This is a genomic window from Bradyrhizobium sp. (assembly GCF_022844465.1).
In the GTDB taxonomy this organism is placed as follows: domain Bacteria; phylum Pseudomonadota; class Alphaproteobacteria; order Rhizobiales; family Xanthobacteraceae; genus Bradyrhizobium.
Genome location: NZ_JALHLP010000002.1, coordinates 17,389 through 42,492, shown reverse-complemented (window position 1 = coordinate 42,492; position 25,104 = coordinate 17,389). Strand labels below are relative to the sequence as shown.

22 protein-coding genes and 1 tRNA gene are annotated in these 25,104 nt (G+C 65.4%); 11 read left to right on the top strand and 12 right to left on the bottom strand.

What is annotated here, in order from left to right; genetic code table 11:
• Positions 1–246: 246 nt before the first annotated feature.
• Positions 247–2,568: a heavy metal translocating P-type ATPase gene (locus Q0D31_RS06445; protein WP_291847076.1), complete on the bottom strand. Its 2,322-nt coding sequence runs from the start codon at positions 2,566–2,568 to the stop codon at positions 247–249.
• A 49-nt stretch (positions 2,569–2,617) separates the two neighbouring features.
• Between Q0D31_RS06445 and Q0D31_RS06440 the strand changes: the two genes are divergently transcribed.
• A complete protein-coding gene (locus Q0D31_RS06440) occupies positions 2,618–2,893 on the top strand; it encodes a metal-sensitive transcriptional regulator (protein ID WP_291847073.1) in 276 nt (91 codons plus the stop codon).
• 52 nt (positions 2,894–2,945) lie between these two features.
• Here the strand turns inward: Q0D31_RS06440 and Q0D31_RS06435 are convergent, their stop codons facing one another.
• From Q0D31_RS06435 to Q0D31_RS06420, 4 genes are all read right to left on the bottom strand, one after another.
• Positions 2,946–4,826, bottom strand: a complete 1,881-nt coding sequence (locus tag Q0D31_RS06435; RefSeq protein WP_291847068.1) for a TRAP transporter large permease subunit — start codon at positions 4,824–4,826, stop codon at positions 2,946–2,948.
• Complete coding sequence (locus tag Q0D31_RS06430) at positions 4,823–5,491, bottom strand: TRAP transporter small permease subunit (protein WP_291847065.1); 669 nt, start codon at positions 5,489–5,491, stop codon at positions 4,823–4,825. Before Q0D31_RS06430 ends, Q0D31_RS06435 begins: the two co-directional genes overlap by 4 nt.
• A 110-nt stretch (positions 5,492–5,601) precedes the next feature.
• Positions 5,602–6,738 (bottom strand): TRAP transporter substrate-binding protein, encoded by a 1,137-nt coding sequence (locus tag Q0D31_RS06425; protein ID WP_291847062.1) that lies wholly within the window; start codon positions 6,736–6,738, stop codon positions 5,602–5,604.
• 200 nt (positions 6,739–6,938) lie between these two features.
• Complete coding sequence (locus tag Q0D31_RS06420; RefSeq protein WP_291847058.1) at positions 6,939–8,627, bottom strand: MFS transporter; 1,689 nt, start codon at positions 8,625–8,627, stop codon at positions 6,939–6,941.
• A 272-nt stretch (positions 8,628–8,899) separates the two neighbouring features.
• Between Q0D31_RS06420 and Q0D31_RS06415 the strand changes: the two genes are divergently transcribed.
• A complete protein-coding gene (locus Q0D31_RS06415; RefSeq protein WP_291847049.1) occupies positions 8,900–10,285 on the top strand; it encodes a cytochrome P450 in 1,386 nt (461 codons plus the stop codon).
• Positions 10,286–10,405: 120 nt separating this feature from the next.
• Positions 10,406–11,815, top strand: coding sequence for an adenylate/guanylate cyclase domain-containing protein (locus Q0D31_RS06410; protein ID WP_291847028.1), 1,410 nt, complete (start codon positions 10,406–10,408; stop codon positions 11,813–11,815).
• A gap of 5 nt (positions 11,816–11,820) precedes the next feature.
• Here the strand turns inward: Q0D31_RS06410 and Q0D31_RS06405 are convergent, their stop codons facing one another.
• Entirely contained in the window at positions 11,821–12,303 is a 483-nt protein-coding gene (locus Q0D31_RS06405) for a hypothetical protein (protein WP_291847024.1), read from the bottom strand.
• A 213-nt stretch (positions 12,304–12,516) separates the two neighbouring features.
• On the opposite strand from Q0D31_RS06405, the gene Q0D31_RS06400 reads away from it, so the two are divergent.
• The 4 genes from Q0D31_RS06400 (at position 12,517) to Q0D31_RS06385 (ending at position 15,939) form a co-directional block, all read left to right on the top strand.
• Complete coding sequence (locus Q0D31_RS06400; RefSeq protein WP_291847021.1) at positions 12,517–13,011, top strand: TerB family tellurite resistance protein; 495 nt, start codon at positions 12,517–12,519, stop codon at positions 13,009–13,011.
• Positions 13,012–13,288: 277 nt separating this feature from the next.
• Positions 13,289–14,068: an SDR family oxidoreductase gene (locus Q0D31_RS06395; RefSeq protein ID WP_291847016.1), complete on the top strand. Its 780-nt coding sequence runs from the start codon at positions 13,289–13,291 to the stop codon at positions 14,066–14,068.
• Positions 14,069–14,300: 232 nt separating this feature from the next.
• A complete protein-coding gene (locus tag Q0D31_RS06390; RefSeq protein WP_291848131.1) occupies positions 14,301–15,014 on the top strand; it encodes a glutamine amidotransferase in 714 nt (237 codons plus the stop codon).
• A 112-nt stretch (positions 15,015–15,126) separates the two neighbouring features.
• Positions 15,127–15,939, top strand: a complete 813-nt coding sequence (locus Q0D31_RS06385; protein WP_291847014.1) for an enoyl-CoA hydratase — start codon at positions 15,127–15,129, stop codon at positions 15,937–15,939.
• A 145-nt stretch (positions 15,940–16,084) separates the two neighbouring features.
• On the opposite strand, the gene Q0D31_RS06380 is transcribed toward Q0D31_RS06385, so the two are convergent.
• Positions 16,085–16,160: transfer RNA gene (locus Q0D31_RS06380), tRNA-Ala, on the bottom strand.
• Between the two features lie 193 nt (positions 16,161–16,353).
• Here Q0D31_RS06380 and Q0D31_RS06375 point away from each other — a divergent pair.
• Together Q0D31_RS06375 and folD are read left to right on the top strand one after the other, a co-directional pair.
• Positions 16,354–16,644 carry a YggT family protein gene (locus Q0D31_RS06375; protein ID WP_291847006.1) on the top strand — a complete coding sequence of 97 codons (291 nt, stop codon included), beginning with the start codon at positions 16,354–16,356 and terminating at the stop codon, positions 16,642–16,644.
• A gap of 38 nt (positions 16,645–16,682) precedes the next feature.
• Positions 16,683–17,567, top strand: a complete 885-nt coding sequence (gene folD, locus Q0D31_RS06370; RefSeq protein WP_291847003.1) for a bifunctional methylenetetrahydrofolate dehydrogenase/methenyltetrahydrofolate cyclohydrolase FolD — start codon at positions 16,683–16,685, stop codon at positions 17,565–17,567.
• A 113-nt stretch (positions 17,568–17,680) separates the two neighbouring features.
• Here folD and ppa read toward each other — a convergent pair whose 3' ends face one another.
• Complete coding sequence (ppa, locus tag Q0D31_RS06365) at positions 17,681–18,214, bottom strand: inorganic diphosphatase (RefSeq protein WP_291847000.1); 534 nt, start codon at positions 18,212–18,214, stop codon at positions 17,681–17,683.
• Between the two features lie 197 nt (positions 18,215–18,411).
• A complete protein-coding gene (locus Q0D31_RS06360) occupies positions 18,412–18,921 on the bottom strand; it encodes a GNAT family N-acetyltransferase (RefSeq protein WP_291846998.1) in 510 nt (169 codons plus the stop codon).
• A gap of 280 nt (positions 18,922–19,201) precedes the next feature.
• Between Q0D31_RS06360 and Q0D31_RS06355 the strand changes: the two genes are divergently transcribed.
• Positions 19,202–20,098 carry an alpha/beta hydrolase gene (locus Q0D31_RS06355; protein WP_291846994.1) on the top strand — a complete coding sequence of 299 codons (897 nt, stop codon included), beginning with the start codon at positions 19,202–19,204 and terminating at the stop codon, positions 20,096–20,098.
• Positions 20,095–20,502 (top strand): DCC1-like thiol-disulfide oxidoreductase family protein, encoded by a 408-nt coding sequence (locus tag Q0D31_RS06350; RefSeq protein WP_291846987.1) that lies wholly within the window; start codon positions 20,095–20,097, stop codon positions 20,500–20,502. The genes Q0D31_RS06355 and Q0D31_RS06350 overlap by 4 nt, the downstream gene beginning before the upstream one ends.
• Before the next feature lie 159 nt (positions 20,503–20,661).
• Here Q0D31_RS06350 and Q0D31_RS06345 read toward each other — a convergent pair whose 3' ends face one another.
• The 3 genes from Q0D31_RS06345 to Q0D31_RS06335 all read right to left on the bottom strand — a co-directional run bounded on the left by Q0D31_RS06345 (position 20,662) and on the right by Q0D31_RS06335 (position 24,960).
• The gene (locus tag Q0D31_RS06345) at positions 20,662–21,906 is read right to left on the bottom strand and encodes an NAD(P)/FAD-dependent oxidoreductase (RefSeq protein ID WP_291846971.1); all 1,245 of its coding nucleotides are present in this window, start codon (positions 21,904–21,906) and stop codon (positions 20,662–20,664) included.
• A 199-nt stretch (positions 21,907–22,105) separates the two neighbouring features.
• Positions 22,106–23,932: a translational GTPase TypA gene (typA, locus tag Q0D31_RS06340; protein WP_291846966.1), complete on the bottom strand. Its 1,827-nt coding sequence runs from the start codon at positions 23,930–23,932 to the stop codon at positions 22,106–22,108.
• Between the two features lie 272 nt (positions 23,933–24,204).
• Entirely contained in the window at positions 24,205–24,960 is a 756-nt protein-coding gene (locus Q0D31_RS06335; protein ID WP_291846963.1) for a helix-turn-helix domain-containing protein, read from the bottom strand.
• Positions 24,961–25,104: the final 144 nt, after the last annotated feature.

The following is a 25,104-nucleotide window of genomic DNA, read 5'->3' as shown; positions in this document are numbered from 1 at the left end:
CGCGGCATTGGCCGACGGGCCCGGCGCCGGTGCCGGTGTCGCCGGAGTTGATTTTCCGCTGTCCGCGGCGTGGGAGTGATCATGTCCGGCCGGGGCCTGCGCCGATGCCGGAACCGCAAGCGCCGCGAGCGTGAGAGCCGTCGCCATCGTCAATCGCGTCATGACCAAAACTCCCATAGCGGGTTCAGCATTTCATTGAAAAGTATAGCCCCAACGCAGGCCGTAGCCTTGACGCACATCAAGTTGTTACAGCCGCGTCATCCGCAGCCGCAGGGCGTTGCCGACGACGCTGACCGAGGACAGCGCCATCGCCGCGGCGGCGATGATCGGCGACAGCAGCAGGCCGAAACTGGGATAGAGGATGCCTGCGGCGATCGGGATGCCGGCGGCGTTGTAGATGAACGCAAAGAACAGGTTCTGCCTGATGTTGCGCATGGTCGCCTGCGACAGCCGGCGGGCGCGGACGATGCCGGTTAGATCGCCCTTCAGCAGCGTGACGCCGGCGCTTTCCATCGCGACGTCGGTGCCGGTGCCCATGGCGATGCCGACGTCGGCGGCGGCCAGCGCCGGGGCGTCGTTGACGCCGTCGCCGGCCATCGCGACGATCCTGCCCGCCTTCTGCAGCCTCGCCACCACGGCGCTCTTCTGATCGGGCAGCACTTCCGCCTCGACCTCGGCGATGCCGAGGCTTCGGCCGACGGCGTTCGCTGTAGTCATGTTGTCGCCGGTCAGCATGATGACCCTGATGCCCTCGGCCGCCAGCGCCGCCAGCGCCTGCGGGGTTGACGCCTTCACGGGATCGGCAATGGCGAAAAGCCCGGCAAGCTTGCCGTCGATGGCGATATAAATGACGGTGGCGCCTTCACCGCGCAAACGTTCGCCCGCGCCGTCGAGGGACCGGGCGTCGATGCCAAGGGATTGCAGGAAATTCGCGTTGCCGAGAACGATGGTCTTGCCGTCGACCTTGCCGGTCGCGCCCCTGCCGGTCGGCGAATCAAACTCTTCCACCGTGGCGAGATCGAGATTGCGTTCTTTGGCGGACCGCACAATGGCGTCGGCCAGCGGATGCTCGCTGGCGCGCTCGACGCTGGCGGCCAGCCGCAGAATATCGGCTTCCGCAAATCCCGCGGTCGGAACCGTTGCGACCACCTTCGGCTTGCCCTCGGTCAAGGTGCCGGTCTTGTCCACCACCAGCGTATCGACCCTCTCCATGCGCTCCAGCGCCTCGGCGTTCCTGATCAGCACGCCGGCCTGCGCGCCGTGGCCGACGCCGACCATGATCGACATCGGCGTGGCGAGGCCGAGCGCACAGGGGCAGGCGATGATCAGCACGCTGACGGCGGCGACTAGGCCAAACGCCATCCGCGGCTCCGGCCCGAACCAGGCCCAGGCGGCGAAGGCCAGCCCCGCCACGACCATGACGACAGGCACGAACCAGCCGGAAACCTGATCGGCCAACCCCTGGATCGGCGCGCGCGAGCGCTGGGCGTCGGCCACCATCCTGACAATCTGCGACAGCAGCGTGTCGCGCCCGACCTTGTCGGCGCGCATCACGAATCCGCCGGACTGGTTGAGCGTGCCTGCTATGACCTTGCTGCCGGCTTCCTTGGAGACGGGCATCGATTCGCCTGTCACCAGGGATTCATCGAGCGAGGAGCGGCCTTCGAGCATGACGCCGTCCACCGGCACCTTCTCGCCCGGCCGCACCCGCAGGCGATCGCCGACAACAAGCGTGTCGATCGCCACCTCATGATCGACGCCATCGTCGCCGATGCGGCGGGCGGTTTTCGGCGCGAGCTGAAGCAGCGCCTTGATCGCGCCCGAAGTCGCCTCGCGGGCGCGCAGTTCCAGCACCTGGCCGAGCAGCACGAGCACGGTAATGACCGCCGCCGCCTCGAAGTAGACCGCGACCGCGCCGCCATGGCCGCGGAAAGCCGCCGGGAAACTGCCGGGCGCGGTGGTTGCAACGACGCTGTAGACATAGGCGACGCCGGTGCCGATCGCGATCAGCGTGAACATGTTGAGGTTGCGGGTCTGCAATGATTGCCAGCCGCGCACGAAGAACGGCCAGCCGGCCCACAGCACCGCGGGCGTGGCGAAGACGAGCTGAATCCAGTTCGACATGATTGGGTCGACCCAGCCGTGACCGCCGACGAGATGGCCGCCCATTTCCAGCGCAACCGTCGGCAGCGTGAGCACGAGCCCGATCCAGAACCGGCGCGTCATGTCCGCAAGCTCCGGGTTGGCCGGCGCATCAAGGCTTGCGACCTCAGGCTCCAGCGCCATGCCGCAGATCGGACAGCTTCCCGGGCCGACCTGGCGGATCTGCGGATGCATCGGGCAGGTGTAGATCGCGCCCTCCGGCGCCGCGGCCTGCGGCCGCTTGTCCTTTTCCAGCCAGGCGACGGGATCGGCGGCGAACTTGGTGCGGCAGCCCGCCGAACAGAAATGGAAGGTCTCGCCGCGGTAGTCGAAGCGGTGCCTGCTGGTCAGGGGATCGACGTGCATCCCGCAAACGGGATCGCGCATCCGCGCGGTGTTCCCGGTAGCGCTTTCCGGCCTGTCCATGAGCTCACCCGGCTTGAAAAGATATACCCTATAGGGGTATATAGGCCGCATGCGAAAAGACATCAAGGCTTCCTGTCAGAAGCGCCTCAACCGGATCGAGGGCCAGGTCCGCGGCCTCGCCAGGATGGTCGAGGAGGACCGCTATTGCATCGACATCGTCACCCAGATCGCGGCGGTGCGGGCCGCGCTGCGGCGCGTCGAGGAAGAAGTGCTGAGGGATCACGTGTCGCACTGTGTCGAAGGCGCCATCCGTAGCGGCGACAAGGCCGATCAGCGGGCAAAAATCGCGGAGCTGATGGCCGTGATCGGCCGTTCCGACCGTTGAAATAGGCACCTGAGCCTGACGCGCACCCGCGGCCGCTTCGCCGGAAAACGCGTCAGTTTCCGTACAGATAGTTCGGCAGCCACAGCGTCATGCCGGGCCAGATATACATCAGCACCAGGCAGACGATGACGATGAACATGTAGGGCATCATGCCCGAAAAAATCTGGTTCAGCGTGACATGCTTGGGCGCGACGCCTTTCAGGTAGAACGCCGACATCGCTACCGGCGGCGACAGGAACGCGGCCTGCAGGTTCACGAACACCATCACGCCCCACAGGATCGGGTCGATGCCGAAGTGCTTGAGCATCGGCAGGAAGATCGGCACGAAGATCACGATGATCTCGGTCCATTCCAGCGGCCAGCCCAGGATGAAGATGATCGCCTGCGACAGGATCATGAACTGGACCGGCGTCATGTTGAGCGACAGCACCCAGTTTTCCAGCAGCGCCTGGCCGCCGAGGAGGGCGAACACCGCCGAGAACAGCGCCGAGCCGACGAACAGCCAGCACACCATCGAGGTGGTTTTCGCGGTCAGGAACACCGCCTCCTTGGTGCGTTTCCAGTCCAGCGTCCGGGCCATGAACGCCAGCAGGAACGCGCCGGCGGCGCCGACCGCGGCCGATTCCGTGGCGGTGGTGAGTCCGAGCAGGATCACCGCCAGCACCACCGCCGTCAGGATGCCGAGCGGCATCACCGATGAGACCAGCAGTCGCAGGATCTCGAACTGCTCGGCTTCCATGATCCAGTAATAATACAGCAGCACCAGCCCGAAGATGCCGGCGATGAACGCGAAGTAGACATAGAACTCCGGCGGCGGCCCGGTGTAGGAGGGCGTGGCGATGGTGCTGCGCAGTTCGGCGCTGCCCATCTGCTGCAGCGCTTCCGGCTCGCTGTGGGTCGCGGCGCCGGACCGGCCGCCGCCAAGCTCCTGCAGCTTCTCTTCCGCCGGCTGGGAAGCGGCGCCGGCGCCAAGCGGCTGCGGCGCGTCGTTCGCCTTTTGCAGCGTCGAGGCCGCCACGGTTGGCGGGAGGTCCGGCTGCTGGTGAATCACCACGTACCACCACGCCGCCCACAGCGTCGCCGCCGTCAACACCAGCGGCACCAGCGCAAAGCCGAAATTCTTCAGCAGCACCGGATAGCGCAGCCGCGCACCGTCGACCTGGATGTTCATGGCCCGGCCCGGCGCCAGCACCGCGGCAGCCAGCGTCGGCAGCATCTTGCGCGAATAGGCCCGCTGCAACTCGGTGATCCATGGCCGGACCGGCACGCGGGTTTCGGATTCGGGAAGCTTTGGCGCGATCTTCGGATTCAGCAGCGCCCAGCCGATGACATAGACGAGATACAGGAACGCCAGGAAGAATCCCGGGAACATCGCCGCGGCATAAAGCTTCACCACCGATTGTCCGGCCACCGCCGCATAGACGATGATCATCACCGAGGGCGGGATCAGGATGCCGAGCGTGCCGCCGGCGGTGATGACGCCGGACGCGAGCTTGACGTCGTATCCGGCCTTCAGCATCGGGTTGAAGGCGATGACGCCCATCAGCACCACCACGGCGCCGACCAGGCCGGAAGCGATGCCCCAGAACGTGCAGACGATCAGCGTTGCGACCGCGAGCGAGGCCGGCACGCGGCGGAACGCAAGCTGGATCGAATAGAACATCTTGTCGACCAGCGCGCCGCGCTCCATCACGTAGCCCATCAGCACGAACAGCGGGATCGAGATCAGGACGTCATTGGTCATGGCGCCATAGGTGCGCTGGACCATCAGGTCGAAGATGTGATTGTCGGACCAGGCCTCGCCGCCGCGGTAATAGGCGAAGAAGCCGAAGAACATGCCGAGCCCCATCAGCGTAAACGCCGTCGGGAAGCCCATCATGATCACGACCACGATGAGCCCGAGCATCAGAAGTCCGAGTGCCGGATCGCTCATCGCTGCAAGTCCCCGCCCATGCCGCGCTGCCGCGCGCTTTCCTCGATCTCCTGGGCGTGCGCGATCGCCTCCCTGCGCGTCGCCTCGTCGACATGCTCGCTGTGCGCCAGCTGTTCCTCGACGACGTCGATCTCGCTGACGTCCTTGAGCCGGCTCGGCCACACGCCGGTCTTCAGGCACACCACGCAGCGGGTGATCTCGGCCGCGCCCTGCAGCAGCAACAGCGCGCCGGCGAGCGGGATCATGAACTTGAAGGGGTAGACCGGCGGCCCGTCGGCGGTCACGTTGGAATGCTCGTTGATGACCCACGACGCCGACGCGTAGTCCCAGCCCGCATAGGCCAGTGCGGCAATGCCGGGCAGGAAAAACACGATGTAGAGCACGAGGTCGAGCGACGCCTGGGTCCGCGGCCGCATCGAGCTGTAGAGGAAGTCGCCGCGGACATGGGCGTTCTGCGCCAGCGTGTAGGCGCCGCCGACCATGAACAGCGTGCCGTAGAGCATGTTGGAGGCGTCGAAGATCCACGCCGTCGGCATGTTGAGAACGTAGCGCTTGAACACCTCGGCGCAGACCAGCGCCATCAGCCCGACGATCAGCCACGCGGCGGCCTTGCCGAACCAGGTGCTGATGCCGTCGATGGTGTGCAGGAAGCGCTGCGCGTTCATGGGGCCGGGCCGCAAATCGAGGGAATGGTCAGAGCAGCATGTATCGCAGAAAAAGCATCATCCGGGACATTGCTGTCCCGGATGATGGCTTATTCGCGTGGACGGCTACGTCAAGTCCGCTTCTTGGCGTTGGGGCCGAAATAGTGGTTGTAGGCCATGCGGCGGCTGACCACCGTGTCTTGCTCCCACTGCGTCGCCCGCTTGGCGAACGCGATCTGGGATTCGACGATTTCCTTGAACAGCGGATTTTCCGCCGACTTCTTCTCCACGACCTGGTCGTAGATCTCCAGCTGCTTCTGCAGGATCGAGTCCGGCGTCTTGTAGAACTTGACCTTGTCCTTGGTCTGCAGCTCTTCGTAATCCTTGGAATAGCGGTCGATCGCCTTCCAGGCCATGTCCTGCCCCGCGGCCTCGGTGGCGACCGCGATGATCGCCTTCATCTTTTCGGGCAGGGCGTCGTATTTCGTCTTGTTGAACATGATTTCGAACTGCTCGGCGTTCTGGTGGTAGCTCTGCAGCATGCAGACCTTGGAAACGTCGGCGAAGCCGAGGATGCGATCCGACGTCGCGTTGTTGAACTCGGCCGCGTCGAGCAGGCCGCGGTCCATCGCCGAAACGATCTCGCCGCCCGGCAGCGCGTTGACGGCGGCGCCGAGCCCGGTAAACACGTCGATCGAGATGCCGACCGTCCGGAACTTGACGCCCTGGAGATCTTCCGCCTTGGTCACCGGCTTCTTGAACCAGCCGAGCGGCTGGGTCGGCATCGGTCCGTAGGGGAACGAGACCACATTGGCGTTGATCGAGGCGTAGAGCTTGGCCAGCAGTTCCTTGCCGCCACCATATTTGTGCCAGGCCAGCAGCATGTTGGCGTCCATCGCGTAGCCCGGTCCGGAGCCCCACAGCGCCAGCGCGTTCTGCTTGCCGTAGTGATAGACCAGCACGCCGTGGCCGCCATCGAGCGTGCCCTTGGATACCGCGTCGAGCAGGCCGAAAGCCGGGACCACCGCGCCGGCCGGAAGCACCTCGATCTTCAGGTCGCCGCCGGTCATGTCGTTGACCTTCTTGGCGAAGTCGAGCGCGTATTCGTGGAAAATGTCCTTGGCGGGCCAGGTGCTCTGCCAGCGCATGCTGACCGGACCCTGTGCGCTTGCGATGTTCGGCGCAGCGACGGTTGCCGCGGCGCCGGCGGCGGCGGCCTTCAGAAAGTTGCGACGTGTTGAACTCTTGCCCTTGGTCGGTTTGGTCATCGACGTCCTCCCGGTTGAACCGGCCCTTGCTGGCCGGCTGGATTGGGGCGAACTCTAGAGGCGGGCCGCGAGTTTTGGCAAGCAGGCGTTGCGTCCATGCGGCTAAAGTCGTGGGCAGAAACCGGCGCGGCGCCAGGCTCCCCACCGGGTTAAGGTTAAGGGTGCAACCGAGAACAGGCGATCGCGGGTAGCGGGTCCGGTCAGGTGCTGCTGCCTGCCGCGGTCGCGACCGGCAGGACCTCGTTGGCGGCGCGGTCGGGGGTGTCTTCCTTCCAGCGCACCGAGCCGAACGGCCGTTCCAGCATGCGGCGAACCCGTACCGGCTCGGGCCCGAGATGAAAGTCGATCGCGCGCTGGTGCAATGCCCGCTCGGACTGGGTCGGGCGGTTGCGTTGGCGCAGATAATCCAGCCAGGTCGGGCAGTGATAGCGTTCGGTCCACAATTCGGGGTCGGCGATGTCGCGCGCGATCGACCAGCCATAGGCGCCGTTGCGCTGGCGGCTGAGTTGCACTTCCTGCATCACGTTGTGGAACGCGCGGGCGCTGGCCTGCGCGACGCGATACTCGATCTCGACCACCAGCGGGCCGCTGCGCCCGGTCAACGACAGCCGCACTTCGGGGTCGGCGAGAATTTCGGTGGAGTCCTCGTTGCGTGCGCCGACCGGCGGCATCCGCAGCCAGATGCCGAGCAGCGGGGATACCAGCATCAACCCGGCCGAAACCAGCAGCGCGACCTCGACCCCGGCGAGATCGGTGAGATGGCCCCAGCCCCAGCTTCCGACCGCGATACCGCCGGCGATCGAGGCCTGGAACGCCGCCAGCGAGCGGCCCGCGACCCAGCGCGGCGCCGAGAGCTGGACGCCGATATTGAACAAGGCCACCGCCAGCATCCAGACCGCGCCGGCCAGCACCAGGGCGATCGCCGTCAGTACCGGATGCGTGCTCATGGCGACGGCCGCGATCGCGCCGGCCATCGAGATCGCGCAGGCGCGGACCGCCGCCTCGCCGCTCATGCGCCGGCGCACCTCGGCAATATTCAGCGCGCCGATCACCGCGCCCATGCCGAAGGCCCCGAGCATGATGCCGTAGGTCTGCGCGCCGCCATTCAGCAGGTCGCGCGCAACCAGCGGCAACAGCGCCGAGACCGAACCGCCGATGATTCCGGTGACCAGCGTCCGCGCCAGCACGGTGCGGATCGAGGGTGAATTGGCGATGTAGCGCACGCCCGAGACGATGGCGCGGTTGAGACGCTCGCGCGGCAGCCGCGATGGCTCGTTGGCGCGCTTCCACAGCAACAGCACAAACATCAGCGGCAGATAGAGCAGCGCGTTGGCCGCGAACGCCGCAACCGCGCCCGCGGTCGCGACCACGATGCCGCCGACCGCCGGCCCGAAGCTGCGCGCAATGTTGTAGCTGATGCCGTTGAGCGCGACGGCCGACGGCAGGGTTTCCGCCGGCACCTGCTCGCTGACCGAGGCCTGCCAGGCCGGACCAAACAGCGCCATGCCGCTGCCGATCACGAAGCACAGCGCCAGCAGCACGTTCGGCGTGACCAGGCCGAGCCACGCCAGCACGGTCAGCACGGTCGCGCCGACCAGCGCGATCGCCAGCGCCACCAGTGCGACAATGCGCCGGTCATGCATGTCGGCGATGGCGCCGGCCGGCATCGCGATCAGCATCACCGGCAGCATCAACGCGGTCTGCACCAGCGCAACCTTGTCGGCCGAAGACGTCATCTGCGTCATCGCCCAGGCCGCACCGACGCCCTGGATCAGGATGCCGAGATTGGAGACGAGGCTGGCGATCCAGATGCGACGGAACACGGCGTGCCGCAACGGCGCCGCGATGCTGTCGGACGCAAGAAGCGAACGCTTCGGTTGGTCGGTCATGGTCCGTTCCGTTGGCCCCGCCGTCGCCGGCCTGATTCCCTTGAGAGTGATGCCCGCGAAAGGCCCGACCTGTCCAGCCGCCGCACCTCCCAGGCGCGCCGGAACCCGGCTTGGTGAAAGATCATTCCTGGGTTCCGCGCCCGAAGGGTCGGCGTTTCCGCAGCGGCCGACCGTATTTCACGGCCGGCGTTTCTTTGCATTGCCGGGATCGAAGACATAGATTGAAAACTCAGCCCAAAGATAGCGGTTTCCGGGCTGCGAAAGGGAACGCGATGAGCCTGGCCGAAGCCCACGATGCGCCACTGGCCCGCGCCCCGCTGGTGCCGCCGAGCCCGCCGCGCGCGCCCGACGACATGACGGTGTTCGGCCGGATCAGGGCGATCCGCATCAGCCCGATCGGCAGCTGGGGACAGCGCGCCTATGAGGACGATATCGTCCAGGGCCGCTTCTTCGGGCGCAGCAGTTTCATTCTCAACACGCCGGATGCGATCCGGCACGTGCTGGTAGACAATTACGAAAACTATACCCGCACGCCGGCCGGCATCCGGGTGTTGCGGCCGATCCTCGGCGAAGGCCTGCTGATCGCGGAAGGGCGCGCATGGAAGCACCAGAGGCGCACCCTGGCGCCGGCCTTTACCCCGCGGGCGGTGATGACGCTGGTTCCGCACATGCTGGCTGCGACCGACGACACGATCGCCAAGCTCAGGGCTTCCAGCAACGCCCCCGTCGACCTGCGCGAGGCGATGCAGCGGATGACGCTGGAAATCGCCGGCCGCACCATGTTCTCGTTCGGGATGGACCGCCACGGCGCCGCGCTGCGCGATTTCGTGATGGAGTATGGCGAGCGGCTGGCGCGCCCGCATGTTCTCGATCTGCTGCTGCCGCTGAACTGGCCGAGCCCGCAGGATTTCGCACGCGCCCGCTTTCGCAAGCGCTGGACCGCGTTCGTCGCCATGCTGATGGCCGAGCGCCGCGTTGCCGGCAAGAACGCGGGCGCGCCGGCGCGCGACCTGTTCGACCTGATGGGCGACGCGCGCGATCCGGAAACCGGCGAGGCCTTCACCGATGAACAGCTCGGCGACCAGGTCGCGACGATGATTTTGGCCGGCCATGAGACGACGGCGACGGCGCTGTTCTGGGCGCTCTACCTGCTCGCGCTTGATCCTGCGACGCAGGAGCAGGTGGCGGGGGAGGTCTCGGCTGCGACCGTCAACGGCGCGCTCGATATCGAGCGGCTCAGATTCACCCGCGCGGTGATGGACGAGACCATGCGGCTCTATCCGCCGGCGTTCCTGATCGCGCGCGCGGCGGCCGGGCCGGATGTAATCGCGGGCAGGCCGGTCAAGCCCAAGGACGTGATCCTGATCGCGCCATGGCTGCTGCACCGGCACGAAAAGCTCTGGCGCGAACCGAACGCCTTCATGCCGTCGCGCTTCATGACCGGCACGCCGCCGGATCGCTTCGCCTATCTGCCGTTCGGCGTCGGCGCGCGGGTCTGCATCGGCGCGCATTTCGCGCTGGTGGAAGCGACCCTGGCGCTGGCGAAGATGATCGGCGCGTTCCGGGTCGGCCTGGCCGACAAGGCCCCGGTGATGCCGGTCGGCGTGGTGACGACCCAGCCCGACCGCTCGCCGATGTTTGCGATCACGCCGCGATAGCATGGCATCAGCATACCCCCGGACCTGATCCGGGGGTGAATGCCGGTTCGAGTGAAGAAGAGCGTTGCAAAAAAGCGCGTCTTGCGCCGCCATTCTCGAACCATCATCTAAGGCACCGGCATGAGCGACGTTCAGGCACAGTTTTCGGTCTTGAGGCAAACCGCCGACCCGGCGGTGGCCGAGGCCATTGCCGCGCTCATCGAGACCGGCGAGGATCACCAGCTCAACCGGATCAACGTCCTGGATTTCTCGAAGCGGACCGGGCTCGACGAAGAGCGGGTGATTTCCGGCTTTCTCCACGCTTCGCGGCTGGGCCTGTTCGAACTGACCTGGAACGTGCTGTGCCCGGGCTGTGGCGGCGTGCTCGATGCCCATTCGACGCTGAAATCATTGCGTCATGACGATTACAATTGCGCGCTGTGCGCGGCGGGTTACGAGGCCTCGGTCGACGAACAGGTGGAAGTTGCCTTTACCGTCAGCCCGCGTGTCCGGCGCATCGCCGCGCACGACCCGAACACGCTGCCGATCTGGGATTATTTCAAGCAGGTATTCTGGAGCTCGGGCATCGAACTCAACAAGGAATCGTTTGAGTCCCTGACCGAGGAGGTGGTGATCGACGCACTTGAACTCCCGGCGGGCGAGAAGGCGGTGCTGTCGCTGCAATTGCCGGCGCAGTTCATCATCGTGTTCGAGCCGGTGACCCATTCTGCGCAATTCATCGACGTCCAGGGCGAGCCCACCAAGGAACGTCAGCAACTATCCCTGATGTACAACAACGTCCATGCGCCGACCGGAACCACTACCATGCGTCCCGGGCCGTTGCGGCTGTCGCTCGACAATCAGACCGGTGCGCGGGTACTGCCATCGGTGTTCATCGCCGCCGATGGCCTCCATCATCTGCTCGGAAAGAGGAAGCCATTCCTGACTGCCAAGCGGATGCTGACCAACCAGACGTTCCGCGACGTCTACAAGGCTGACAATCTCAATATCGACCAGCGGCTGAAGATCACGTCGCTGACATTCCTGTTCACCGATCTGAAGGGATCGACGGCGCTGTACGAGCGGGTCGGCGATCTCTCCGCCTTCGACCTGGTGCGCGCGCATTTCCGTGCGCTGCTGGAAATCATTTCGTCCGAAAAGGGCGCGGTGGTCAAGACCATCGGCGACGCTGTGATGGCGACGTTCATGAGGCCGGAACACGCACTTGCCGCCAGTTTTCGGATGCGGTCCGCGATGGCGGCGCTCAACGCCCAGCGCGGCACCGAGGACCTGATCGTCAAGATCGGGATTCATGAAGGCCCATGTCTGGCCGTGATGCTCAACGAGCGGCAGGATTATTTCGGCCAGACCGTCAATATCGCCGCCCGCGTGCAGAGCCTTTCGACTTCGCAGGAGATTCACATCACCGGCCCGGTGATCGATTCGCCCGCGGTGGCCGCGCTTCTCGAGAAGGAGGCCATCAGGCCGATTCAGAAGCAGGCGGCGCTGCGCGGCATCGCCGACAAGATCGTGGTGTACGAGATTCCCTGAGGGGCTTATTCGATAATGATCTCACCAAGCATGCCGAGCTCCGCGTGCGACTTGCCATCCGCAGTCTTGATGTCGCAGCGCAGGTCGCTGGCCCGGCCGGCGGCGATCGGCACCAGCCACCATTCGGCGGATTGTCCGGGATAGACCTCAATCTCGCGGATCGCGCCCTTGAATTCGGCGAGCGTCACCGGCTTGCCGCTCTGCTGCTGCGTGACCTGCACCTTGCGCGTAAACACCATCTGCGAGAACGCATGCGAGGTGAAGTAATGCGGGTCGCTGCTGCCGTTGCGCAGCACCAGCTTGTAGAGCTTGCCGGTTTCGAGCCGCAACTGCCTTGGCGTGAATTCATGCTTGCCGGGCGAGCCGAGATCGACCGTGATTTCGATCGGGGCCTGTCGCGACAGGTCGCCGGCCGCCAGCGCCGCTCCCGAAGCAAGCCCCAGCGCCACGGCGACGCCGATCGCTGAGCGGGGTGACCTCTTGGGCATGTGTCCCTCCTGAAATTATCCAAATGAAACAACGATTTTTCTAATAATGCAAATGCGAATGATTTGCAAGTAATAGTTCGCCATCCCTGCGGCGAAGCGGCTGATCTAGGGGCAGCCCCGGTTGGGGCGGCTTTGTCGCGCCGATTGCGAATGCGGGATCGCTATCCCATATTCGATCGAACCGCCTTCCCCCCGATTCTTGCGAGCAGGTTGATGCTGGACGGACTGCGCCAATTCATTGCCGACATCCTTGCTCCCAGCGCCGAGGCCGACCGGACGTTTGACGATACCGGCTATCTCCTGGCGGCAACCGCGTTGCTGGTCCATGTCGTCTCGCTCGACGGCGAGCCGAGCCGGGTCGAGAAGCGCAAACTGCACAGCCTGATCGAAACCAGGTTCAAGCTCGATCCCGGCACCGCGGACCAGCTGATCGCGTCGGCCACGCGCGTCGAAGGCGAGGCGGTTGATCTCTACAATTTCACCAGCGTCATCATGCGTTCGGTGAATGAGGAGGGCAGGCTGCGCATCATCGAGATGATGTGGGAAGTGGTCTATGCCGATGGTCAGGTCAGCGAATTCGAGGACAACGTGGTCTGGCGGGCGGCGGACCTTCTGGGCATTTCGTCGCGAGACCGCATCGAGCTCAAGCACCGGGTGGCGGAACGGCAAGCGGGGCGGCCGGCCGATGCGGCGCAGGCGACGGGTTGAGACCCGATTTTTCGTCTCGATGGAATCGAAACAAGGCGATCACGGCTGATCCGACGTCATGATTGGCGGGCGTTGGCGCGGCCTCGTTGGAAGCTGCGCACGCGTGCAACGGGCGGCGCAACCAGTCGTCATCGCGCCCACAGGCCTCAAAAGGCCTGAAAACAAGCCCGCCGCGCGGCGCGACGGCCGCTGACATGGCTGACACGACTTGCGTCTGACCACCGGCCTATGCTCTCGTCCGCCCGCGACATCGACCATTGATTTAGAGCATTCGATCGTGACTGAGCGTGTGACGCTGATTACCGGCGCGTCGGCGGGCATTGGCAGCGAATTGGCGCGCGTCTTTGCATCGGAAGGCCATCGCGTGGCCCTGGTGGCCCGGCGTGGTGATCGCCTCACGGCGCTTGCGGAAGAAATCACGGCCGCCGGCGGCATGGCGCCGATCGTGATTCCCTGCGACCTGATGCAGCCGGACTCCGGCGACAGGATCGCCGAGGCGTTGGCCGCCGCCGGCGTTGAGATCGAGTACGTCGTCAACAACGCTGGATACGGCCTGTTCGGCAGGGCGAACCAGCAGGATCTCGGCGATCAGCTCGACATGATCGCCGTCAACATCCGGGCGCTGACCGAGCTGTCGTTGCGGTTTTCCGACCATCTGATCCGCCATCGCGGCGGTCTCCTCAACATCGGATCGATCGCGGGGTTCATGCCGGGACCGGGAATGGCGGTCTATTACGCATCCAAGGCCTATGTGCTTTCGTTCACCGAGGCGATGCGTGCCGAGCTGGCGCCGCACGGCGTGCGTGTCACGGTCGTATGCCCCGGCCCGGTCCCTTCGGAATTTCAGGCCCGCGCCGGGCTGAAACCCGGATTTGACTCGGTGGTCCTCAACGTCCTGCCGGCCGCCGTCGCCCGCCAGGCCTATCGCGGCTTGATGTCCAACAAGCGCGCGGTGTTGCCCGGCTTTGGCATCAAGATCGTGCCGATCCTGCTCCGTTTCTTCCCACGCTCGTTTGTGCTCGGAGCCGTCGGCCGATTCCAGCTGCGCAAGCGCTAAGGCGGCATTTTCGAAGTCCAGGCCGGCCCGTGTGGGCAGTGTGACCAGGCGCACAGATGGCCCGCGCCTTGCTTATAATCTCCCGCAAGTCCGCGTCAGATCACCTGAAATTAACACTCACCTCGGCATGATTTGCGTTCGAGGTGCGCCCGAGGCCACGTCAATGTCGTTCCGGTCGATCAAAAAAGGCCATATCGTCCAGCCTTTTACCGGGCAGACGCGGTGGAATCCGCTGCCGGTCTTGATCGTCCTGCACCAGGAGACATCAACGCCGGGCCGGGTCGGCAATGCGCTGCGCGCGCTCGGCCATCCCCTCGACATCAGGCGCCCGCGGTTCGGCGACCCCCTGCCGGAAACGCTCGAACAGCATGCCGGCGCGGTGATTTTCGGCGGCCCGATGAGCGCCAACGATCCCGACGAGTATGTGCGCCGGGAGATCGACTGGATCAAGGTGCCCTTGCGAGAGCAGCGGCCGTTTCTGGGCATTTGCCTCGGCGCCCAGATGCTCGCCCGGCAACTCGGCGCGCCGGTCGCGCCGCATCGCCAGGGCCGGGTCGAGGTCGGTTACTATCCGATCCGTCCCACCGCCGCCGGGCATGCGCTGTGCCCGGACTGGCCGGAGCGGGTCTATCACTGGCATCTCGAAGGGTTCCAACTGCCGCGCGGCGCCGAACTGCTCGCCGAAGGCGACGATTTCCCGGTGCAGGCGTTCCAGTCGGGCCACGCGTTCGGCTTCCAGTTTCATCCCGATGTGACCTACGCGCTGATGCACCGCTGGACCACCAAGGGATGCGCGCGGCTGGATTCGCCGGGCGCGCATCCCCGTCATCTTCACTTCGAAGGTCGCGCGATGCATGACGCGTGCGAACGCGCGTGGCTGACGAACTTCATCGCGCGCTGGCTCGCGCGCGCGCCACGATCGAGCGTGCTGCAAGCCGCCGAATAGCCGCTTGCCGGAATTTGTCCGCCGCCGGCCGATTGGCTCCGAAAATCTCCGATTGTGATAGTATCGCTGTCCAAAGCGCGCCAAACGCTGGAAATCACAAGGGAGGTCGCGGGTGAACTATCAGCATATTCTCTACGAGGTGAGCGACAAGATCGCGACCATCACGCTCAACCGGCCTGAGCGCATGAACGCCTGGACCGCGGTCATGGAGCGCGACGTGCGCCACGCGATGGAGGCTTGCGCTGCCGACGACAATGTCCGCGTCATCATCCTCACCGGCGCCGGGCGCGCGTTCTGCGCGGGCGCCGACATGGAGGCGTTGCAGGGCATCGACCCCAACGAGGTCAGGCGCGGCGAGAGCACCCCGTCGTTCGACATGAACCGCCGGGCGGACTGGCAGACGCGCTACGCTTACTACCCGGCGATCCCAAAGCCGGTGATCGGCATGCTCAACGGCGCCACTGCCGGCATCGGCCTGGTGCACGCGCTCTATTGCGACCTGCGGTTTGCGGCCGACAACACCGTTTTCACGACCGCGTTCGCCCGCCGCGGGCTGATCGCCGAGCACGGCATCAGCTGGATGCTGCCGCGCATCGTCGGCCACGCCAACGCGCTCGACCTGTTGATGTCCGCGCGGCGGGTCCCAAGCGACGAGGCGCTGCGCATCGGCCTGGTCAACCGGCTCTATCCGCCGGACCAGTTGCGCGAGCAGACCTATGCCTATGCCCGCGATCTCGCCGATTTCGTTTCGCCGAGTGCGATTTCGGTGATCAAGCGCCAGCTCTACGACGTGCCGTTCCAGACGCTCGCGGAAGCCACCATCGACGCCAACCGCGAAATGCAGATCGCGCTGAAGGGAAGTGATTTCAAGGAGGGGGTGGCGAGCTTCGTGGAGAAGCGCGCGCCGAAGTTTACGGGGAGGTGAGGGGTCGATCTACCGGAATTCGCCGAGGTAAGGCTTGCCCAGGCCCGCCGTCGCCCTTCGGGCTATGGCGTGGCAGCCTTCGCTCACTTCGCTACGATAGACTTTCCGGGCTTGCCCAGCCGAAGCTCGCGAAGCGAGCGAAGGCTGGTGGAGCCAGGCGGGATCGAACCGCCGACCTCGTCATTGCGAACGACGCGCTCTCCCAGCTGAGCTATGGCCCCATCGCGACCGCCTCGATGTGATCCGAAGCGCCCGACAATCGGCGCCATTTACCGTCCGGCCCAAGGTCAAGTCAAGAACGGTGCAAGAAACCTGAAGCAGCCGGTTTCAGCGTCATTTTGCCGGGAACTTCACTTGTTTGCGGCGGGCCAAACCGATATCTAGCTTGACGACCCATCTGCGAGCCCCCGCCATATGCGCGCTATCCTCGACATCATCATCATCATCCTCGACCTCTATGTCTGGCTATTGATCGCCTCAGCCATCCTGTCCTGGCTGATCGCCTTCAATGTCGTGAATACGCGCAACCAGTTCGTCGCGGCGGTGGCGGAATTCCTCTACCGGATCACCGAGCCGGCGCTGGCGCCGATCCGCCGGTTCATGCCCAATCTCGGCGGTCTCGACATCTCGCCGATTATCCTGATCCTGATCATCCTGCTGATCCAGCGCGTGATCGCCTACTACATCTACCCCAACGTCTTCTGATGGCGGACGTCACCCGCTGATGGACGCCTGGTGTTGAGATGACCGCCCGCATCATCGATGGAAAGCTCATCGCAGCCGAGCTTCGCGCCCGCGTCGCCGACGAGGTGGCGCGGCTCAAGCGCGCGCATCGGTTGACGCCGGGGCTTGCGGTGGTGCTGGTCGGCAATGACCCCGCCAGCGAGGTCTATGTCCGCAGCAAGCACACGCAGACCCAGGCCGCCGGCATGGCCTCGTTCGAGCACCGGCTGTCCGCCGAAATCGCGCAGGCCGACCTGCTGGCGCTGATCGCGAAGCTGAACCGCGATCCCGCGGTGCACGGCATTCTCGTGCAATTGCCGCTGCCGAAGTCGATCCACACCGAAACGGTCATCAACGCCATCGATCCGGCCAAGGATGTCGACGGGTTGCATCCTAGCAATGCCGGCCGGCTCGCCGGCGGTTTCGAGGCGCTGTCGCCGTGCACGCCGCTCGGCTGCATCATCCTGACCAAGAGCGTGCATGCCTCGCTGGAGGGCATGAACGCCATCGTCATCGGCCGTTCCAACCTGGTTGGCCGGCCGTTGCTGCAATTGCTGCTCAACGAGAACGCGACGGTGACGATCGCGCATTCGCGCTCGCGCGAGCTGGCGCGACTCTGCGCCCGCGCCGACCTCGTCTACGCCGCCGTCGGCAGGCCGGAGATGGTGCGCGCCGACTGGATCAAGCCGGGTGCTACCGTGATCGACGTCGGGATCAACCGGCTGCCAGCCGGCGACGGCAAGACCCGGCTGGTCGGCGATGTCGCCTTCAGGGAAGTGGCCGAGGTGGCGGGCGCGATCACGCCGGTGCCGGGTGGCGTCGGGCAGATGACGGTGGCGTGCCTCCTGGTCAACACGCTGCGCGCGGCCTGCGCGATTGCCGGGCTGCCGAAGCCGGGGGTGTAGATGGTCGTCGTTCCGGGGCGCGCGCGGAGCGGGCGAACCCGGAACCTCGAGATTCTCAGGTGCGCAATTGCGCACCATAGCTCGATGCTTCGCATCGCCCCGGAATGACGGGCTCACGTCTTTGCCTTCGCCCGCTCGATGCCTTCCATGATCAGCCGATGCGCGTCCGCGGCGTCGCCCCAGCGCAGCACCTTCACCCATTTGCCGGGCTCGAGATCCTTGTAGTGCTCGAAGAAGTGCTGGATCTGCTGCAGCGTGATATCCGGCAGGTCGCTGTAGTTCCTGACCTTGTCGTAACGCTGGGTCAGTTTGGAGGAGGGCACCGCGATGATCTTTTCGTCGCCGCCCGCCTCGTCCTCCATCAGCAGCACGCCGACCGGCCGCACGCTCATGACCGCGCCCGGCACGATCGCGCGGGTATTGGCGACCAGAACGTCGCAGGGGTCGCCGTCGCCTGACAGCGTGTGCGGGATGAAGCCGTAATTGCCGGGATAGCGCATCGCCGTGTAGAGAAAGCGGTCGACCACCAGCGTGCCGGCCTCCTTGTCCATCTCATATTTGATCGGCTCGCCGCCCACAGGCACTTCGATGATGACATTGACGTCGTGCGGGGGATTTATTCCAATCGAAATGGCGTCAATACGCATGGCGCGCTCCGCTGGGAATTCGGGGCATGGCTGGGATCAGCCGCCCGTTAGAGCATGATCCGGAAAAGTGTGCAGCGGTTTTCCGGAAAGATCATGCTCAAACAAATAGTCAGAGCGGGATGACGATTCGAAGAACAGTCATCCCGCGCTGGGGTCGGTTTAGACCCGAAGCAGAGCTGGGAAAAGCGCGATAAGCCTCAGTTGTTCCAGGCGAACGCGACCTTGTCGAGCGATTTGGGCCCGAACTTCTCCGAGGAGCGCGCCACCATGCGCCCGCCCAGCGCGCGGTAGAACTCCGTCGCCGGATCATTATCGGACAGCGCCCAGATCACCATGCTCTTCAACCCGCTCTGCGCCAGGTCGCGGCGGGCGGAGGTGAATAGCCGGCGGCCGAAGCCAAGGCCCTGGAATTCCGGCCGCAGATAAAGCTCGTAAATCTCGCCTTCGAAATGCAGGCTGCGGGCGCGGTTGCGGCCGTAATTGGCGTAGCCCGCGACCTTGTCGCCGAACACCAGCACGCTGACGCGGCTGCCTTTGCGGATCGCGCTGTCCCACCATTGCGGGCCGCGACGGTTGATCAGCTTTTCCAGCTCGGCGCCGGGGATGATGCCCTGATAGGCCGAGCGCCAGGCTTCGTCATGGGTGGACGCCACCGCGGCGGCGTCCGCAGCTTTGGCCGGTCGAACTTCGATCAGGGTTGTGCTCATGATCAGATCAAAGCAAGTCGGCGCGCCGGCTTCAAGGTCCATCGTTAATTATCGGTTAACCTGTGGATTTTCTGCATCAGTTTTTTTGCTTGGGTGTCCCGGAAGAGGACATCAAGCTGCGTTAATCAGCATTTCGCCGCCGCGGGGAGGAAAAACCATCGCTGAAAGCACCGGGAACAACGCGAGTGCCAACTCCGTTCACGGAAAATTTGAAGCATCTGATTCGGCGGCGATATTTAGCCGGCGACGGGCGACTGCTTCGACTCACCGGGGACCATCCATGCGTCCACGCCTGTTTTGTGCCGTGGTGATCCTGGCCGTGCTCGGCGTCGGGACCGTCGCGGCGCAGCCCGGCGTCGGCGCGCAAGGGCCGGAAGGTGAACCTCACCGCTTGCAGCGGTGGCTGGTGCCGTCGCCGGATCGCGCAACCGCATCGCACGCGTTGCTGTTTCGGCCGCCGGGCGATGGACCGTTCCCGCTCGCCGTGATCGCGCACGCCTCCACCCAGAACGCGCTGCGGCGGGCGCAGATGCCGCAACCCGAATACCGCGCGCTGGCGGCGTGGCTGGTGGGGCGCGGTTTCGCCGTGCTGGTTCCGGAACGACCGGGCCATGGCGCCACCGGCGGCGGATATCTGGAGGACCAGGGCGGCTGCGACGAGGCTGACTATGCGCGGGCGGGGCGGGTCACCGCCGACATGATCGCCGCCGCGGCCGCGCCGCTGCGCCGGCAACCCTTCATCCGGCCGGGCGGCATCGTCGTGATCGGCCATTCGGCCGGCGCCTGGGGCGCGCTGGCGCTGGCAGGCCGGGACGCGGGCGAAATCGCCGCCGTCGTCGCCTTCGCGCCGGGCCGCGGCGGCCACGCCAACGACATCCCCGACCGGGTCTGCGCGCCGCAGGCGCTGATCTCGGCCGCGGGCGAATTCGGCAGGGCCGCGCGCGTCGCCGTGACCTGGCTGGTCGCCGCCAATGACAGCTATTTTTCCCCGGCGCTGTCGCAGCAACTGGCCGATGCGTTTCGCGGCACCGGGGGCAAGGCCGATTTCCGCGTGCTGCCGGCCCATGGCGGCGAGGGCCACTGGCTAGTGGAAACCGAAGCCGGGGTGGCACTCGCTGCGCCCGAACTCGATCGCGCCTTGAAGGCTATGTCTCCGAGCCCGGCGGGTAAGCGATGACAGACTGGTCCGACGACGATGTGATCCTCTACGACGGGCTGTGTGTGTTCTGCTCGCGCTGGATCCGCTTCGTCGCCGCGCGCGACACCGCGCGAAGGTTCCGCTTCACCGCGATCCAGTCACGCTACAGGACGAGGCTGGCGCAGGCCTTCGGCATCGATCCCGACGATCCCGACACCAACGCCGTGATCCATGGCGGCGTCGCGCATTCCAGATCCGACGCCGCGCTGACGGTGCTGGGCGCGCTGCCGGGATGGGGCTGGACGCGCGCGTTGCGCGCGGTCCCAAAGCCGATTCGCGACGCCGTCTATGATCTTGTCGCGCGAAACCGCTATGGCATCTTCGGAAAGTACGAGGCGTGCTTCGTGCCGGATGCGGAGATGCGGGAAAGGGTGATGGAGTAGGGGCCAACGCTTTCCCTGCCGTCATCGCGAAGAGCGGAGCGACGAACGCTGGGCGCGGCTAAAGGGCTCTCCGGGTCGCCCCGTTCTGCTTTGCATGGGGTTGTTTTCGCGTTTTTTTGTCTGAGTGCCCGTGCCGTGCCGATTGCGGCCATAGCCCGATCAACCCGCGCGCGCTGCCAGCACTTCCCCCGCCGCCCGCTCCCCCGAATCCCTTGCCCCGTGCGCGGTGGAAAAAAATTCCGGCGAGGTCGCCTCGCCGGCAAAGAACAATCTGCCATCGACGGGTGCGGCGAGCACCGCCCGGTCCCCGGCGTGCCCCGGCAGCGCGTGCGAGTAGGAACCGCGGGCGAAGGGGTCGTGGGCCCAGCGCGATTCCGCCAGCGGCTTCAGTCTGCGGCGGAAATCGCTGCCGAGGAACGCCACGATCTCGTCGATGCTTTGCGCGGCCAGCGCGCCGTCGCCGGCGTCCTCCAGCGCCTGCGCGAAGCGGCCGCCGAAGAAGCCTTCGATGCAGGGCTGGCCGAACGGGCGCAGATGATAGGTGCCCATGTCGGTGCGCATGGTGGCGCCGCGCAAATTTCCGTCCGTCGGCAACGCTTCAGGCTCGGCCAGCGCCAGCGTGACCTTGTCGGCGAGGCCGAGCGGCAGGCCGCGCGCGGCATCGACCTTGGCCGGCAGCGGCGGATGAAAGCGAATCGTCTCATCGGCGATCAGGCTGGTCGGGACGGTGACGATCACCTGGGCGGCGGTCAGCGTCCCCTGTGAGGTCTCGATGCGAACGCGCTTGCCGGAATGGTCGATCAGCGTCACAGCGCAATTCAGCGCCAGCGGACAGGCAGTGCCATAGGCCGCGACCAGCGCGCCGTAGCCGCGCCTGACGCGCCAGTTGATCTCGGTATCCTCATAGGCGTCCATGTCTGATATCGACACCTGGTCGAGTTCGCAGCCGTTGACGTAGGTGGAGATCGCATCGATCATCGGGTTCCAGCGGTTGCCGGGCTCCAGACAGAGACTGGCGGCGGCGTCGCGGCCGGCTTGCGCGGCCTGCTCGGCGCGATCGTAGAAGGCGTCGAGGGCGCGGATGAAGTCGGCGCGCTCGGCCGGCGGGAAGGCCTTGTCGAACGCCTGCTCGCGCCACGGCGGGCGGGTCTTGTCGATCGCGAAATCAAGCCGTCCGGCGATTTCCACGAACGAGTTGCGGTCGGCCGAGTGCAGCCAGCCGCAGCCGACGTCAAAGGTGACCTCAGGCGAGGCCATGACGGTGTGCGCGCGGCCGCCGCTGCGGCCTCGCGCTTCCAGCAGAATGACGGAGGGGCCGGAATCCTTCAGCGCATTGGCGGCGCCGAGGCCGGCGGCGCCCGCGCCGATGATGGCGACGTCGATGGTGGAGGGGAGGGATCTCATGTGCAGCATCTAGCACGTTCGCCGCCACGCCTGAAGCTGCCCCGCATGGCCGTCATCACCCGCGAAGGCGGGTGATCCATTATCCCAGAGACGATAGTGATACGGCCGATAGGCCTCAGCGTACTGGACGCCCCGCCTGAGCCTGTCATCGGGCGCGCATTCGCGCGACCCGTTGGCGGGGCATGACGAGAGTGGAGGCCTACGCCACTGCTTCCCGGGCCTTTTCCGCGCGCTTGCGGTCGTTGGCGTCGAGGAACTTCTTGCGCAGGCGGATCGACTTCGGGGTCACTTCGACCAGTTCGTCCTCCTCGATATAGGCCAGCGCCTTTTCCAGCGTCATCTTGATCGGCGGCGTCAGGCGCACCGCTTCGTCCTTCGAGGTGGTGCGGATGTTGGTGAGCTGCTTGCCCTTGAGGACGTTGATCTCGAGGTCGTTGTCGCGGGTGTGCTCGCCGACGATCATGCCCTTGTAGACCTTGCAGCCCGGCTCGATCATCATCGGGCCGCGGTCTTCCAGCTTGAACATCGCGTAAGCCACCGCTTCGCCCTGGTCGTTGGAGATCAGGACGCCGTTGCGGCGGCCCTGGATGTCGCCCTTGTAGGGTGCATAGCCGTGGAACAGCCGGTTCATGATCGCGGTGCCGCGGGTGTCAGTCAGCAATTCGCCCTGGTAGCCGATCAGGCCGCGGGTCGGCGCGTAGAACACCAGCCGCAGGCGATTGCCGCCGGAGGGGCGCATCTCGATCATTTCGGCCCGCCGCTCGCTCATCTTCTGCACCACGACGCCGGAGTGCTCCTCATCGACGTCGATCACGACTTCCTCGATCGGCTCCTTCCACTGGCCGGTCGCCTCGTCCTTCTGCAGCACCACCCGCGGGCGCGATACCGAGAGCTCGAAGCCTTCGCGGCGCATGGTCTCGATCAGGATCGCGAGCTGCAATTCGCCGCGGCCGGACACTTCCATCGAATCCCTGTCGGAAGCCTCGACCACGCGCAGCGCGACATTGCCTTCGGCCTCGCGCAACAGGCGGTCGCGGATCATGCGCGAGGTCACCTTGTCGCCTTCGGTGCCGGCCAGCGGCGAGTTGTTGACGATGAACGACATCGCCACCGTCGGCGGGTCGATCGGCTGCGCCACCAGCGGCGTCTCCACCGTGGGATCGCAGAAGGTGTCGGCGACGGTGCCCTTGGAAAGACCGGCGATGGCGACGATGTCGCCGGCCTCGGCCTCCTCGATCGGGGTGCGCTCGATACCGCGGAAAGCGAGGATCTTGGTGATGCGTCCCTGCTCGATGGTCTTGCCGTCGGCGCCTAACACCTTCACGGCCTGGTTCGGCTTGATCGATCCCGAGGTGATGCGGCCGGTGATGATGCGGCCGAGGTAAGGGTTGGCTTCGAGAATGGTGCCGATCATCCGGAACGGGCCGGCCTCGACGGTCGGCGGCGCGACGTGGCGCACGATCAGGTCGAACAGCGGCTGCATGCCGGCGTCGTGGGAGCCGTCGGGGCTCTCGGCCATCCAGCCCTGCTTGGCCGAGCCGTACAGGATCGGGAAATCGAGCTGCTCCTCGCTGGCGTCGAGTGCTGCGAACAGGTCGAACACCTCGTTGATGACTTCGGTCGGGCGCGCGTCGGGGCGATCGACCTTGTTGATGACGACGATCGGCTTCAATCCGACCTTGAGCGCCTTGGAGACAACGAACTTGGTTTGCGGCAGCGGGCCTTCGGCGGCGTCCACCAGCACCAGCGCGCCGTCCACCATGTTGAGGATGCGCTCTACCTCGCCGCCGAAATCGGCGTGGCCGGGGGTATCGACGATGTTGATGCGGGTGTCCTTCCACTGCACCGAGGCGGCCTTGGCCAGGATGGTGATGCCGCGCTCGCGCTCCAGGTCGTTGGAGTCCATCGCGCGCTCGGTCACCTTCTGGTTCTCGCGATAGGTGCCGGATTGCTGCAGCAGGCGGTCGACCAGCGTGGTCTTGCCGTGGTCGACGTGGGCGATGATGGCGACGTTGCGAAGGTTCATGGCTCTTCTTCTGGTCGTGCAAGGAACGCGCGATCTCTCCGGAAAACCGGGACCCACTTTTCCGGATCGCGCTCAAAACCTGAAATGCGAATGGGGCTATCGGCCTCGAACCTCGCCCCAAAAAGGAAGCCCGGCCAAAGGACCGGGCATACCTTACGCGTTGCAGCGCAATATATTCAGAAAACGCCAAAAAACAATGGTTTGTTTGGCATTCGGTTGATCGATTTTGGCATGACCGGCATGGAGCCTGTCGCGAACCGCTTGAAAGCGCTCTAAGTGCCCTTTTCGGGGTCGGGATAGACCCCCCGCAGCACCTCCTCGAAATGGGCCTTGACGGCCTCATTGCAACGGCAGGACCGGTTCTGCAGCGCGTCCGGGTTGCGAACCAGGATCGAGCCGCGCCGCGTCTCCAGCGTCCCTTCCGCCTTGAAGATCTGGATGACCCGGCTGGCGTAGGAGCGGCCGACCCCGAGCAGGGTCGCCAGCTGTTCGTGGGTCAGGGGCACCACGTCCTTGCCGTCGGTGCGCTCCATCGCGGCAAGGATCCATTTCGCGGTACGTTGTTCGATCGAATGGATCGCGTTGCAGGCGGTGGACTGGAAGATCTGGGCCAGCATGCAATCAGCGTAGCGCGCGAAGATGTTGTCGAGCGTCCTTGACTTCGATTTCGCCGCGTCGAGCTTGCCGACCGGCAGCCGCGCGAACGGGCCGGCAAACTTGACGGTGATGCGGGTATAGGCCGGCAGATGTCCCTGGCTGACGATGCCGCCGACCGCGCCTTCGCGGCCGATCAGGATGGTCTCGACGTCGCGGCCGTCCTCGTTGGTCACCATGCAGGACACCAGACTGGGGCCGCAGGGGAAGTGGACGGTCCCGACATTGTCGCCGGGGTTGTAAAGCAAATCGCTTGGATTGGCCTCAGTCATCGCGAGATCGGGCTCGATCAGCGCGAAGTCGGCGTCGTTCAATCGGCGCAGCAGATTGTTGAACGGCCGATCGGCGACCGCATCGCGGCGTTGCGAAGGCATTGGATGTTCCCCTTCCCCACCGGGGACAATAATTGATCCCATCGGATCTATATGTCCACTAGTGCACAGACGACGGCGCCAACATGTGGTGGTTTCAGGTTCGGAACCGGCGATGCGCTCATGGGCGGTCGACTGACCTCCACC

Bases quoted from the DNA above. Each gene is read 5' to 3' on its own strand.
- Q0D31_RS06430 (WP_291847065.1), bottom strand. From the start codon at position 5,491: ATGAACGCGCAGCGCTTCCTGCACACCATCGACGGCATCAGCACCTGG.
- Q0D31_RS06435 (WP_291847068.1), bottom strand. From the start codon at position 4,826: ATGAGCGATCCGGCACTCGGACTTCTGATGCTCGGGCTCATCGTGGTC.
- Q0D31_RS06345 (WP_291846971.1), bottom strand. From the start codon at position 21,906: ATGAGATCCCTCCCCTCCACCATCGACGTCGCCATCATCGGCGCGGGC.
- Q0D31_RS06410 (WP_291847028.1), top strand. From the start codon at position 10,406: ATGAGCGACGTTCAGGCACAGTTTTCGGTCTTGAGGCAAACCGCCGAC.
- Q0D31_RS06375 (WP_291847006.1), top strand. From the start codon at position 16,354: ATGCGCGCTATCCTCGACATCATCATCATCATCCTCGACCTCTATGTC.
- Q0D31_RS06425 (WP_291847062.1), bottom strand. From the start codon at position 6,738: ATGACCAAACCGACCAAGGGCAAGAGTTCAACACGTCGCAACTTTCTG.
- ppa (WP_291847000.1), bottom strand. From the start codon at position 18,214: ATGCGTATTGACGCCATTTCGATTGGAATAAATCCCCCGCACGACGTC.
- Q0D31_RS06350 (WP_291846987.1), top strand. From the start codon at position 20,095: ATGACAGACTGGTCCGACGACGATGTGATCCTCTACGACGGGCTGTGT.
- folD (WP_291847003.1), top strand. From the start codon at position 16,683: ATGACCGCCCGCATCATCGATGGAAAGCTCATCGCAGCCGAGCTTCGC.
- Q0D31_RS06355 (WP_291846994.1), top strand. From the start codon at position 19,202: ATGCGTCCACGCCTGTTTTGTGCCGTGGTGATCCTGGCCGTGCTCGGC.
- Q0D31_RS06360 (WP_291846998.1), bottom strand. From the start codon at position 18,921: ATGAGCACAACCCTGATCGAAGTTCGACCGGCCAAAGCTGCGGACGCC.
- typA (WP_291846966.1), bottom strand. From the start codon at position 23,932: ATGAACCTTCGCAACGTCGCCATCATCGCCCACGTCGACCACGGCAAG.
- Q0D31_RS06440 (WP_291847073.1), top strand. From the start codon at position 2,618: ATGCGAAAAGACATCAAGGCTTCCTGTCAGAAGCGCCTCAACCGGATC.
- Q0D31_RS06445 (WP_291847076.1), bottom strand. From the start codon at position 2,568: ATGGACAGGCCGGAAAGCGCTACCGGGAACACCGCGCGGATGCGCGAT.
- Q0D31_RS06415 (WP_291847049.1), top strand. From the start codon at position 8,900: ATGAGCCTGGCCGAAGCCCACGATGCGCCACTGGCCCGCGCCCCGCTG.
- Q0D31_RS06405 (WP_291847024.1), bottom strand. From the start codon at position 12,303: ATGCCCAAGAGGTCACCCCGCTCAGCGATCGGCGTCGCCGTGGCGCTG.
- Q0D31_RS06335 (WP_291846963.1), bottom strand. From the start codon at position 24,960: ATGCCTTCGCAACGCCGCGATGCGGTCGCCGATCGGCCGTTCAACAAT.
- Q0D31_RS06420 (WP_291847058.1), bottom strand. From the start codon at position 8,627: ATGACCGACCAACCGAAGCGTTCGCTTCTTGCGTCCGACAGCATCGCG.
- Q0D31_RS06400 (WP_291847021.1), top strand. From the start codon at position 12,517: ATGCTGGACGGACTGCGCCAATTCATTGCCGACATCCTTGCTCCCAGC.